The organism is Pseudomonas sp. H3_D04 (assembly GCF_054669175.1).
In genome coordinates, this window is sequence record NZ_CP162801.1 from 1,044,997 (window position 1) to 1,056,576 (window position 11,580).

An 11,580-nucleotide genomic window follows, 5' to 3' on the forward strand; every position below is an offset into this window, starting at 1 on the left:
CAGCACATGTGCAACGGCAAAATGAAGTTCAAGGACGCTTGTGGCCGCCTGCTGGTTGGGCATTGTGTTGAGTCACGGTCATGATGCCGTACCGGATTCCCTACGGCCGACAAAACATTGATCAGTCAGACATCGACGCTGTCATTGAGGTACTCAACTCGCCCTGGCTGACTCAGGGGCCGACGATCGAGCGCTTTGAAAAAACCCTGGCCGAACACTGCCAGGCTGAATATGCGGTAGCCGTGTGCAATGCCACGGCGGCGTTGCACATTGCCTGTCGGGTCGCAGGGCTTGGTCCGGGCGATTACCTCTGGACCAGTCCCAACACGTTTGTCGCTTCGGCCAACTGCGGTCGATACTGCGGCGCCGACGTCGATTTCGTCGACATCGACCCGCACACCTTGAACCTGGATGCACGGTTACTCGCAGAGAAACTGGAGATCGCCGAAGCGGCCGGGAAGTTGCCCAAAGTGGTGGTGGCGGTCGCGTTCGCGGGGCAGAGTTGCGATATGCGCGCGATCTCGCAGTTGTCCGAACGCTATGGCTTCACCTTGATCGAGGATGCTTCCCATGCGGTGGGCGCTTCGTATCTGGGGCGGCCGGTGGGGTGTGGCCAATACGCGGCGATGACAATTTTCAGCTTTCACCCGGTGAAGATCATCACCAGCGCCGAAGGTGGCATGGTGCTGACCAATCGCCCGGAATTCGCCGACCGTTTGCGCCGTTTGCGCAGTCACGGTATTACCGGTGATCCGGCTCAGATGAGCGTGCCGGACACAGGGTTGTGGTACTACCAGCAATTGGAGCTTGGCTTCAATTACCGCATGACCGACCTGCATGCCGCCTTGGGCCTGTCGCAAATGGCGCGGCTTGATGCGTTTGTCGCCCGACGTCGTCAATTGGCCGCGCGTTATGAAACACTGCTGGCGGGTATTGCGGTGACATTGCCGGCCGTTCAGTCAGGTGCCGAATCGGCCTGGCACCTGTACGTTGTCCGGTTGCAGCTGGAACAGATCAAACTCAGCCAGACTCAGGTGTTCGAAGCGTTACGGGCTGCCGGGCTGGGGGTGAACCTGCATTACATTCCAGTGCATTTGCAGCCGTATTACCGTGAGCAGGGTTTCAAGGACGGCGACTTCCCTGAGGCCGAACGTTATTTTTCCGAAGCCATCAGCTTGCCGTTGTACCCGGATCTGACGGATGAGGAGCAGGATGAAGTGGTGGGGCATTTGAGGCGAATTCTGGGTTGAACATCATGATGTATCGTCGGGCGGCGGGGGGCTGATTGTGAGCTGCGTAGCCATCATTCCGGCCCGGGGCGGCAGCAAGCGAATCCCGCGCAAGAACCTCAAACCGTTCGACGGCGTGCCGATGATCGTCCGCTCGATCTGTACGGCGCTGGATTCGCAGCTGTTCGATCAGGTGGTCGTCAGCACCGACGATGAAGACATCGCCGAGGTCGCGCGGGTGCACGGTGCTCAGGTGCCGTTCATGCGTCCGGCGTCGTTGGCCGACGATTTCACCGGCACGGCGGCGGTGATGGTGCATGCCTTGAATGAGCTTGCGGCGTTCGACTATGCCTGTTGTATCTACGCGACCGCACCCCTCTTGCAGGCACGGTTTCTGCGTCAGGGCTTTGAATTGCTGGAGCAGAACCCGGATAAATCCTTCGCGTTTTCCGTGGCCGGTTTCGGCTTTCCCGTGCAGCGTGCCTTGACCCTCGACGAACACGGCGCGTTGACGTCGTTGTACCCGGAATTTCGCAACACCCGCTCGCAGGACCTGGCCGAAGCCTTTCAAGATGCGGGGCAGTTCTACTGGGGGCGCAGCGAGGCCTGGTTGCGCGGCGATGTATTGTTTTCCCCGGCGAGCCTGCCGGTGATTCTGCCGCGGCATCTGGTGCAGGACATCGATACCCTCGAAGACTGGAAACGCGCTGAATACCTTTACGCCGCGTTGAAGGCTGGAGGCGAACTGCAATGAGGGTGCTGATTCGCTCCGACGCATCGCCGACCATTGGCAGCGGGCATATCGCTCGCTTGTTGCCCCTGGCCAGAACCTTGCGCAAGCAGGGTTCACATGTTGCCTTTGGCTGTCGCCTGCTGCCGGGCCATCGGTTGGACAGTCTGGCGGCCGAAGGTTTTGAAACCTTCGCGCTGCCGGGGCGTTATCCCGATGAAGACCCGCAGCAAGGCATCGAATCCATGCTGCCGTGGCAGGCGGACATCGACGCGTTGGCGCAGGCATTGGAAAACCATCCGCCGTTCGACTGGATCATCGTCGATCACTACGGCCTCGACCATCACTGGCAAACGGCGGCCCGGCGCTGGGCGCTACGGATCGCTGCGGTGGATGATCTTGCCACTCGCCAGTACGCCGTCGACCTGCTGCTCAACCAGAACCTGTCGGGCACACCAGCGGCCTATGACTCACTGCTCACGCCTGGCTGCCATACGTTGTTCGGCCCACGTTTCGCGATGCTGCGCGATGAGTTCCGTTGCCCGGCGATCCCGATCAAACCGCAGGCCCAGCGGGTGTTGGTGAATTTCGGCGGCTTCGATGCGGCGATGCAGACTCATCACGCGATGCTGGCCATGGCGGATTTTGATGCGCTGGAAGTCGATTTCGTTGCCGGAGCCGACAACCCGGCCTGGGACGATATGCAGGCCATGGCGGCGACTCGGCCGAACTGGCGCTTGCACAGTTTTGTCAGTGACTTCTACCGGTTGATGACCGAGGCCGACCTGTTTGTCGGTGCCGGTGGCGGGACAAGTTGGGAGCGGGCGGCCATGGGGCTGCCGACGATTTGCATTGCGGTCTCGAACAATCAGCAGGCCAATGGCGAGGTCATGGCCGCCTCGGGTGCCCATGTCTACCTGGGCCCTCGTGAGCAGGTGAGCATCGAGCAACTGCGCCAGGCCATCGGTTTTGTCGCGGGCAATCAGGGGATACGCCAGAGCCTGGCCGATCATTCGCGGCAATTGGTGGATGGTCGGGGGGCGCAGCGGGTGGCGGCAGCGTTGGCCGGTGCGGTGTTGCAGATCCGTCTCGCGACCGCAGACGATGCACGGCTTCTGTTCCACGGACGCAACGCCGAGGCGGTTCGGCGCTGGTCGCTGGACGCCGGGGCGATTGAATGGTCGTCGCATCAACATTGGCTGGCCGCCAGTTTGAATAATGCGCGGCGCTTGCTATTGATCGCCGAAACCGATGACGGTCCGGTGGGGGTGTTGCGTTACGACGTGCGCGGTTTTGAAGCCGAAGTCTCGATTTATCTGTTTGAAGATCGCATCGGCCTGGGCTGGGGCAGGGCGCTGCTGGTCCGCGGCGAGACGTTCGTGACGGCCCACTGGCCGCAACTGACGGCCATCACCGCCCAGGTGTTGCCGGACAACCAGCCTTCGCTGAAGGTGTTTCGCGAAGCCGGTTTTACTCAGAGTGCTTGCGCGTTCACGCGCGTATTAAAGGAACGCAGCAATGACTAGCTTCAAGATCGGCAACCGCTCCATCGGTGCCGACGCGCCGCCGTTCATCATCGCCGAGATGAGCGGCAACCATAACCAGTCGCTGGACATGGCGCTGCAAATCGTCGAAGCGGCGGCCAAAGCCGGCGCGCATGCCTTGAAGCTGCAAACCTACACCGCGGACACCATGACCCTGGACCTGGCCGAAGGTGAGTTCTTCATCAAGGACCCAAAGAGTCTGTGGGCCGGAACCTCGTTATATGCGTTGTACGAGAAAGCGCATACGCCGTGGGAATGGCACGCGCCGATTTTCGCCCGGGCCAATGAACTGGGCATGCTGGCGTTCTCCACGCCGTTTGATGACAGCGCCGTCGATTTCCTCGAAAGCCTCGATGTGCCGGCGTACAAGATCGCCAGTTTTGAAAACACCGACCTGCCGCTGATTCGTCGGGTCGCGGCCACCGGCAAGCCATTGATTATCTCCACCGGCATGGCCAGCATCGCCGAGCTCGACGAAACCGTGCGCGCTGCCCGTGAGGCGGGATGCAAGGACCTGGTGCTGCTCAAATGCACCAGCACGTACCCGGCAACACCGGCCAATAGCAATGTGCGCACGATTCCACATTTGCGTGAATTGTTTGGCTGCGAGGTCGGCCTGTCCGATCACTCCATGGGCGTCGGCGTGTCTGTGGCCGCCGTGGCGCTGGGAGCGACTGTGATCGAAAAGCACTTCACCCTCGACCGTGCGGCCGGAGGGGTGGACGCCAGTTTCTCCCTGGAGCCGGCCGAACTGGAAAGCCTGGTGATCGAAACCGAGCGTGCCTGGCAGGCTATGGGCAAGGTGCATTACGGCGTGACCGAGGCCGAGCGCAAGTCCCTGGTGTACCGACGCTCGCTCTATGTCACGCAAGATATGGCGGCCGGAGAGCCGTTTACCGTCGCCAATCTGCGTGCCATCCGTCCTGGCCTGGGGCTGGCGCCCAAACACGCTGAAACCCTTCTGGGCCGCCGCGCCCGCCACGCCATCCAGCGTGGAACCGCGCTGGACTGGTCGTTGGTCGAATAACGCCTTGTCGGTCTGTTTCGGCAAAATAGCGTGACCTGCGAGTCATAACGCGCATCTTCACTGTATTGTATAAATCGGGGAGGTGGCGCCTGGTCTCTGTTTGGCCCAGTGATAGCCTTTTATTCTTCCCGTTGTCGCCTCCATGGGGCGACGTTTTTCACTGTTTGTCGGCGCCCCTCGAATCATTACGAGCGGTGGTATTGGGCTGTTTATTATTGGGAAGCCGTAATGATTGGCATAAAAAGCATTGCGAGCTACGTTCCTGTAGCCGGCGTGGACAATTACGCACAAGGTGCAAAATTCGAAAAGGATGAAGAGTTCATCCTGGGCAAAATCGGTTCGGCCTTCCTGCCGCGTAAAGACGCCGGGCAGGAAACGTCGGACCTGTGTGTCGAAGCAGCCAACGCGCTGTTCGCCAACAACCCTGACTTGAAGCGTGAATCCGTCGATGTGCTGATCGTCGTCACCCAGAACGGCGACGAAGAAGGTTTGCCACACACGGCCGCCATCGTTCAGGACAAGCTGGGCCTGCCGACTACCGTGGCGGCGTTCGATATTTCCCTGGGCTGCTCCGGCTACGTCTACGGCATCTACGCGATCAAGGGCTTCATGGAAGCCGCTGGCCTGAAGAATGGCTTGCTGATCACCGCCGACCCTTATTCGAAGATCGTCGACCCGGAAGACCGCAACACCACCATGCTCTTCGGCGACGCCGCCACCGCGACCTGGATGGGCGAAAACGCGCCCTGGCAGCTGGGCAAAGCCAAGTTCGGCACCGACGGTTCCGGTGCGCCGCACTTGAAAGTCACCGACGGCGTGTTCTACATGAACGGTCGCCAGGTGTTCAACTTTGCACTGCTCAAAGTCCCGGCGCACTTGCATGAGCTGCTGGCTGACTCGCAACTGACCGCTGATGACATCGACGCCTTCTGCATTCACCAAGGCAGCGCCGCGATTGTCGACGCCGTGGCGCGCCGCTTCGAAGGTGAGCCGGAGAAGTTCATCAAGGACATGGTCGAGACCGGCAACACCGTGTCGTCGAGCATTCCGCTGCTGTTGGAAAAACACGTGCTGGACTCCGACTGGAAGCGCGTTGCGCTCAGCGGTTTCGGCGTTGGCCTGTCCTGGGGCTCGGCGATCCTCTACCGCCCTTGAACAAGGCGTCTTAGTCAAAGAAAGCCAGACACAAAAAAAGCGCTCAAGGTGTAATCTTGAGCGCTATTTTTTTGCCCGAACACAATGCGAGGCGCCATGAGCGAGTTCTTTGAGCACAACGTCGACGTCATCCAGCAACGCTGGCCGGCGTTGGCTGTGCGCTTGCTGGTCGAAGACACGAGCCTGCTACAGGCTGATCTGGTGGAAGGCCTGGGCTCGACGCTGAGCATCAATGGCATTCAGCTGACCAGCCGCCATGATCGCAGTCGCGAGGCCGTGCTTCAGGCCGACAGTTTGCCGCTCGACAGTCCGGTGGCGCACGTCTACGGCACCGGGCTCGGCGATCTGCAAATGGAGTTGCTGCAACGCGCCGGTCTTGAGCATTTGTACGTGCACATCCTCAACGGCGCCGTGTTTGCCCTGGTGCTGCAACTGCTCGATCAACAGCCGTGGCTCAGCGATCCCAGGGTCGAGCTGTTGTATGCCGGCGATCTGGGAGAAATCCAGCTGCCGTTTTTTGCCTTGCCCTCCGAGCTGGTACTGGCCGACGATTTCAGCGCAAAGATCCGTGATCGCCTGATCAGTGAAACCCATCTGACCTTCAACAATCGTGAGTTCGATCCGCAGTCGCCTGAAATCGTGGAGCGCTTGCAGGTCAGTCTCAAATGGTTGCTGGGCGATCGCGACGTGGCCGAGTTGTTCGGTTCACAGCCGGGGCGGGAGGTGTTTGTCATCGCCACCGGGCCAAGCCTGGAACAGCACTTTGCGACCTTGCGCGCCATTCGCAATGAAGCCGAGCGACCGTTGTTCATCTGCGTCGACACAGCCTATCGTCCGCTGCTCAAGCACGGTATTCGTCCTGACATTGTCGTCAGCATCGACCAGCGCATTTCGCAGCGGCACCTGCCGTCTGAAGGCACGGCCGACATCACGCTGGTGTACATGCCCATGCTTGATCCGGCAGTGATCCAGGCCTGGCAGGGGCCGCGTTATGCCGGTTATTCCGCGAGCCCGATCTACCAGCAGCTGCGTCGGCAATTGCCCAGGGGCGAGCTGTATGTTGGCGGTAGCGTGATTCACCCGGCGGTCGACCTGGCGGTGAAGATGGGCGCTGTGCAAATCACGCTGTTCGGCGCCGACTTTGCCTTCCCGGGTGACAAGACCCACGCAGGGTGGAGCGATGGTGATCTGGGGCCGCAGATGGGGGCTGCCAAGCACTGGGTGCTGGATGGCCACGGCCAGCGCATCAAGACTCAACTCAACTTCCGCAGCTATCTGTGTGAGCTGGAGCGTTTTATTGCGGGCCACCCACAGGTGCGTTTCCATAACAGCAGTCGGGCAGGGGCGATGATCGCCGGTACGGTTTTTCATCCGGAGTTTGCGTCATGAGCGCGCTTGAAACCTTCGTTGCCGATGCGCAGCACTGTGCAGCCTTGTTCCGTCTGGGGCGTGATGTCGAAGCCAGCCTGGTAATGATCGAGCTGGTCGGTGAAGTGCATTCGGCATTTGATTCCACGCCGCAGGCATCGCAACAGCAATGGGCATTTTTGCTCAGCAAAATGTTCGCGTGTCAGGAAGCGCAGAACTGGCTCGCATTGGCCGATTACCTGGAATATGAACTGGTCGAGTTGCTGACCGAAAGCCTGTCTGTTTAAGCAATATCCCTTCTGTCGGTGCCGGCGAGTCCTCGCCAACCGAGCGCGCTTGAAACCTTCGTTGCCGATGCGCAGCACTGTGCAGCCTTGTTCCGTCTGGGGCGTGATGTCGAAGCCAGCCTGGTAATGATCTAGCTGGTCGGTGAAGTGCATTCGGCATTTGATTCCACGCCGCAGGCATCGCAACAGCAATGGGCATTTTTGCTCAGCAAAATGTTCGCGTGTCAGGAAGCGCAGAACTGGCTCGCATTGGCCGATTACCTGGAATATGAACTGGTCGAGTTGCTGACCGAAAGCCTGTCTGTTTAAGCAATATCCCTTCTGTCGGTGCCGGCGAGTCCTCGCCAACCTGTCGCCGACATTTCCCTGGCGTCATTTTTTCGCTGCCGGATCATCGCCAACCCCTTGATTTACGGGGGGTGGCAACGTGATGGCAAATAATTTTGAAAATCCCCTAAAGCAAGTTGCATTGGCGACGATAACTATTACGAAGGTTCTCTAGGCCATACCCGGCGGTTGCCAGGGCCGGAAGCCGCAGTACCCAACCAACGAGGAATTCGTCATGGCTTTAACAGTAAACACCAACGTCACATCGTTGAACGTTCAGAAAAACCTGAACCGCGCTTCCGACGCTCTGTCGACATCGATGACTCGCCTGTCTTCCGGCCTGAAAATCAACAGCGCTAAAGATGACGCCGCCGGCCTGCAAATCGCTACCCGTATGACTTCGCAGATCCGCGGTCAGACCATGGCTATCAAAAACGCCAACGACGGTATCTCGATCGCTCAGACCGCTGAAGGCGCGATGCAAGAATCGACCAACATTCTGCAGCGTATGCGTGAACTGGCTGTTCAATCCCGAAACGACTCGAACGGCACCGCTGACCGCGCTGCTCTGAACAAAGAATTCGCTTCGATGTCGGACGAACTGACTCGTATCGCCAAGTCGACCAACCTGAACGGCAAGAACCTGATCGACGGCACCGCTGGCACCATGACCTTCCAGGTTGGTTCCAACACTGGCGCTACCAACCAGATCACCCTGACCCTGGACAGCGGCTTCGACGCAGCTACCCTGTCGGTTGACTCGGCTACCGTTCAGATCACTGGTAACAACTCGGCAACCGCCGAAGCTTCGATGAACAACGCGCTGACCAAAATCGACGCCGCTCTGGCCAAGATCAACTCCAGCCGTGCTGACCTCGGTGCTGCACAAAACCGTCTGTCCAGCACCATTTCCAACCTGCAAAACATCAACGAAAACGCCAGTGCTGCACTGGGTCGCGTACAAGATACCGACTTCGCTGCTGAAACTGCACAGCTGACCAAGCAACAAACTCTGCAACAAGCTTCCACCGCAGTTCTGGCTCAGGCCAACCAACTGCCATCCGCTGTACTGAAACTGCTTCAGTAATAGCTGAGTGAGTTTTGGCGGGGGAGTGTGCATGTCGCGCTCTCTCGCTTTTTTGGTTTAAGAGGTGATGGACATGGATATGAGCGTGAAGCTGAACTTGTCTTATCCTGCGGCCCCAAAGGCGACGGCTGTTGCCGAGAAGCCTGCGGAAAAGCCTCAAGCGGTCGCTGCGTCAGTGGTTGCTGTCAAGGATGAAGGTAAAAGCGGCTTAACCGAGCAGGAAAAACTGAAGATGGCCGTTCAGGAAATCGAAAAGTTCGTTCAGTCGGTCAAGCGTAATCTGGAGTTCTCGATTGACGAGCCTTCAGGCAAGGTTGTGGTAAAAGTGATTGCCAGCGACTCTGGTGAGGTGATCCGTCAGATCCCCAACGAAGAGGTCTTGAAACTGGCCAATAGTTTGAATGATGCAAGCAGCCTGTTGTTCAGCGCTAAGGCCTGACAACTGGCACGAATTTTGTTGCTATGTTCTTTTGGGCGTTGTAGTGGTCAAAAGGCCGGCGACACACTGAAGGGAGTTTCACATGGCAAGTCCAATTCTACCGGGCACAGGTTTAGGTTCCGGCCTTGATACTGGTGCTATCGTCAAAGCCTTGGTGAACGCTGACAAAGCGGCCAAGCAAGGTCAGATCGACCGTGGGACCGCTACCAACTCGGCGAGCATTTCCGGGATCGGTACCTTGAAATCGCTGCTGGCCACGTTCCAGACTGCGCTCAAGGATCTGGGCAGCGCGACGTCCCCTCAGTTCACCGGTTTTGCAGCAACCACTGGCAACGCTAAAGTTGTCACCGCCACCGCTAATAACTCAGCGGTCGCCGGTACTTACACCATTGCCGTCACTAAGTTGGCAACCAGCTCGAAAGTGGCCAGTGCCGCCTTCGCCGGTGGTGCAACCAGCCCGGTCGGGTCAGGCACCCTGACGATCAATCAGGGCAGCAAATCCTACACCGTTAACGTTGCGGCGGGCGCCACCCTGCAATCGGTTCGCGACGCGATCAACACTCAGTACCAGTCCAGTGGCCTCAGCGCCAACATCGTGACAGACAGTTTTGGCTCGCGTCTGGTGATGGGTTCCAGCACCACGGGTGCCGGGTCCGAGCTCAAGGTCAGCGGTATTGCCGGCCTGGAGATGGACGGTACGGTGAAAATGGCGGCAACGCCGACGGCGACTTCTTCCGGAGCCATCGGTGAATTGCCCGTGGACGCGCTCTACAGCGTTGATGGCTTGCCCATGAGCGGTCCTTCAAACACCGTGAGCAACGTTTCCGGGTTGTCGATGACCTTGCTGTCCCAGGACACCACCACCATAACCGTCGCAGGCAACAACGATGGCCTGAAAGCTTCTATCCAGAAGTTTGTCGACGCGTACAACGCTGTGGCCAACGCAGTGACCTCCTTGACCAAGCCGTCCCTGGACGACGATGGCAAGCTGACCGTTTCCGCGGCGCTGACCGGTGACCCGCTGCCACGTTCGATTCTGGATTCCTTGCGGGGCCCGCTGTCACAGACCGGTGCCGGCGACAAGCTGACTGTGCTTTCCCAGTTGGGTATCACCACCAACCAGAAGACCGGCGCACTGGACTTTGACAGCACCAAGTTCAACACTGCAATGAACGACAAGAAGCTGGGCGGTGAGGTTCAGACACTGTTCACGGGTACCAACGGTCTGATTGAGCGTATGAACAACGCGATCAAGCCTTACACCGAAGGTAAAACCGTCAATGGCAAAGCAGTCGACTCTATCCTGGACGCGCGCGCCAAGAGTCTGGATTCAACCAAGAAAAAGCTGTCCAATGACCAGGCGGCCCTGGATCGCCGAATCGAGACCCTGACGGCGGTGCTGACCAAAAAGTACAACGACATGGATACTCTGGTTGGCAAGCTGAAAGCGACAGCCAGTAACATCACCTCGATGTTTGAGGCGATGACAGCGCAGCAGAAGAACTCGTAACACCCGAACCGCCAAAAGCCCGGCAGCGTTTTAGAGCGCTCCGGGCTTTTTGTTTTTGGATCTAAAGTTTTTTGACGCGTCGTCGATACACTGGTTATACGAACCACAGATTTCTGATGAGGTACAACATGAATCCAATGTTAGCCCTTCGCCAATACCAGAAGATTGGCGCTCAGGCGCAGACTTCCGAAGCCAGCCCGCATCGTCTGGTTCAGATGCTTATGGAAGGCGGACTGGATCGCATAGCCCAAGCCAGGGGCGCGATGGAACGCAAAGACATTCCGAACAAGGGCGTTCTGATCGGCAAGGCCATCGGCATCATCGGCGGTCTGCGTGAAGGTCTGGATCTGGAAAATCAGGCTGAATCGGTAGGCGAGCTGGATAATCTCTATACCTACATGATGAAGCGTCTGGCTGAAGCCAATATCAAGACCGATCCAAAAATCCTCGACGAAGTCGCCGACCTGCTTCGCACGGTCAAAGACGGTTGGGATGCCATTGCCGCGCCGGGTCCGCAGTTTTAAGGAGATCACCATGAGTCTTGTCTTGCAGCGAATCGAACTAACCCGCGATGCCCTCGTCGGTGCATTGGCCGAGCGCAACTGGGAAGCCATTAGTGAATTGGACCTGGCTTGCCGTTGCTGCATGGAAGACGTCTTGAGTGAAGCTTCGGTGGATGAGGTCGCGTTGCGCGACAACCTTGAGGAGTTGCTGGGCGTGTATAAACAGCTTCTGGAGGCGGCGACAGGGGAGCGCCAGGCGATAGTCGACGAGATGTCGCAGATCCATCAAGCACAGAGCGCGGCAAAGGTTTACCATCTGTTTGGTTAATTAACCCTCAGTTAATCCAAACATAGTGCGCCATAAATTTGACTGT

General features: G+C 58.4%; 12 protein-coding genes and 1 pseudogene. All 13 read left to right on the forward strand.

The features are described from left to right. Positions 1–80 precede the first annotated feature (80 nt). Entirely contained in the window at positions 81–1,250 is a 1,170-nt protein-coding gene (gene pseC / locus AB4N91_RS05000) for a UDP-4-amino-4,6-dideoxy-N-acetyl-beta-L-altrosamine transaminase (protein WP_154501395.1), read from the forward strand. A 37-nt stretch (positions 1,251–1,287) separates the two neighbouring features. Continuing rightward, positions 1,288–1,983 (forward strand): pseudaminic acid cytidylyltransferase, encoded by a 696-nt coding sequence (gene pseF, locus AB4N91_RS05005; RefSeq protein WP_010456991.1) that lies wholly within the window; start codon positions 1,288–1,290, stop codon positions 1,981–1,983. Continuing rightward, positions 1,980–3,485 (forward strand): UDP-2,4-diacetamido-2,4,6-trideoxy-beta-L-altropyranose hydrolase, encoded by a 1,506-nt coding sequence (gene pseG / locus AB4N91_RS05010; protein WP_102593843.1) that lies wholly within the window; start codon positions 1,980–1,982, stop codon positions 3,483–3,485. The genes pseF and pseG overlap by 4 nt, the downstream gene beginning before the upstream one ends. Next, positions 3,478–4,530 carry a pseudaminic acid synthase gene (gene pseI / locus AB4N91_RS05015; RefSeq protein ID WP_083375981.1) on the forward strand — a complete coding sequence of 351 codons (1,053 nt, stop codon included), beginning with the start codon at positions 3,478–3,480 and terminating at the stop codon, positions 4,528–4,530. Before pseG ends, pseI begins: the two co-directional genes overlap by 8 nt. Before the next feature lie 228 nt (positions 4,531–4,758). After that, a complete protein-coding gene (locus tag AB4N91_RS05020) occupies positions 4,759–5,685 on the forward strand; it encodes a ketoacyl-ACP synthase III (protein WP_010456985.1) in 927 nt (308 codons plus the stop codon). 96 nt (positions 5,686–5,781) lie between these two features. Further along, positions 5,782–7,074 (forward strand): motility associated factor glycosyltransferase family protein, encoded by a 1,293-nt coding sequence (locus AB4N91_RS05025; protein WP_083375982.1) that lies wholly within the window; start codon positions 5,782–5,784, stop codon positions 7,072–7,074. Continuing rightward, positions 7,071–7,340, forward strand: a complete 270-nt coding sequence (locus tag AB4N91_RS05030) for a hypothetical protein (RefSeq protein ID WP_083375983.1) — start codon at positions 7,071–7,073, stop codon at positions 7,338–7,340. The genes AB4N91_RS05025 and AB4N91_RS05030 overlap by 4 nt, the downstream gene beginning before the upstream one ends. An 18-nt stretch (positions 7,341–7,358) precedes the next feature. After that, positions 7,359–7,649: pseudogene (locus tag AB4N91_RS05035) on the forward strand (hypothetical protein). Between the two features lie 253 nt (positions 7,650–7,902). After that, a complete protein-coding gene (locus AB4N91_RS05040) occupies positions 7,903–8,754 on the forward strand; it encodes a flagellin domain-containing protein (protein ID WP_008072599.1) in 852 nt (283 codons plus the stop codon). A 73-nt stretch (positions 8,755–8,827) separates the two neighbouring features. Next, complete coding sequence (locus AB4N91_RS05045; RefSeq protein WP_010456977.1) at positions 8,828–9,193, forward strand: flagellar protein FlaG; 366 nt, start codon at positions 8,828–8,830, stop codon at positions 9,191–9,193. Positions 9,194–9,275: 82 nt separating this feature from the next. Continuing rightward, entirely contained in the window at positions 9,276–10,703 is a 1,428-nt protein-coding gene (gene fliD / locus AB4N91_RS05050; protein ID WP_145309650.1) for a flagellar filament capping protein FliD, read from the forward strand. A gap of 128 nt (positions 10,704–10,831) precedes the next feature. After that, positions 10,832–11,227, forward strand: coding sequence for a flagellar export chaperone FliS (gene fliS, locus AB4N91_RS05055; RefSeq protein ID WP_010456972.1), 396 nt, complete (start codon positions 10,832–10,834; stop codon positions 11,225–11,227). A gap of 10 nt (positions 11,228–11,237) precedes the next feature. Then, entirely contained in the window at positions 11,238–11,534 is a 297-nt protein-coding gene (locus AB4N91_RS05060; RefSeq protein ID WP_077748624.1) for a flagellar protein FliT, read from the forward strand. The last annotated feature ends 46 nt before the right edge of the window (positions 11,535–11,580 follow it).

What these genes read in the sequence shown, in the direction of transcription:
- pseC (WP_154501395.1), top strand. Translation starts at nt 81, where the DNA reads ATGATGCCGTACCGGATTCCCTACGGCCGACAAAACATTGATCAGTCA.
- pseG (WP_102593843.1), top strand. Translation starts at nt 1,980, where the DNA reads ATGAGGGTGCTGATTCGCTCCGACGCATCGCCGACCATTGGCAGCGGG.
- pseI (WP_083375981.1), top strand. Translation starts at nt 3,478, where the DNA reads ATGACTAGCTTCAAGATCGGCAACCGCTCCATCGGTGCCGACGCGCCG.
- AB4N91_RS05020 (WP_010456985.1), top strand. Translation starts at nt 4,759, where the DNA reads ATGATTGGCATAAAAAGCATTGCGAGCTACGTTCCTGTAGCCGGCGTG.
- AB4N91_RS05025 (WP_083375982.1), top strand. Translation starts at nt 5,782, where the DNA reads ATGAGCGAGTTCTTTGAGCACAACGTCGACGTCATCCAGCAACGCTGG.
- AB4N91_RS05030 (WP_083375983.1), top strand. Translation starts at nt 7,071, where the DNA reads ATGAGCGCGCTTGAAACCTTCGTTGCCGATGCGCAGCACTGTGCAGCC.
- AB4N91_RS05040 (WP_008072599.1), top strand. Translation starts at nt 7,903, where the DNA reads ATGGCTTTAACAGTAAACACCAACGTCACATCGTTGAACGTTCAGAAA.
- AB4N91_RS05045 (WP_010456977.1), top strand. Translation starts at nt 8,828, where the DNA reads ATGGATATGAGCGTGAAGCTGAACTTGTCTTATCCTGCGGCCCCAAAG.
- fliD (WP_145309650.1), top strand. Translation starts at nt 9,276, where the DNA reads ATGGCAAGTCCAATTCTACCGGGCACAGGTTTAGGTTCCGGCCTTGAT.
- fliS (WP_010456972.1), top strand. Translation starts at nt 10,832, where the DNA reads ATGAATCCAATGTTAGCCCTTCGCCAATACCAGAAGATTGGCGCTCAG.
- AB4N91_RS05060 (WP_077748624.1), top strand. Translation starts at nt 11,238, where the DNA reads ATGAGTCTTGTCTTGCAGCGAATCGAACTAACCCGCGATGCCCTCGTC.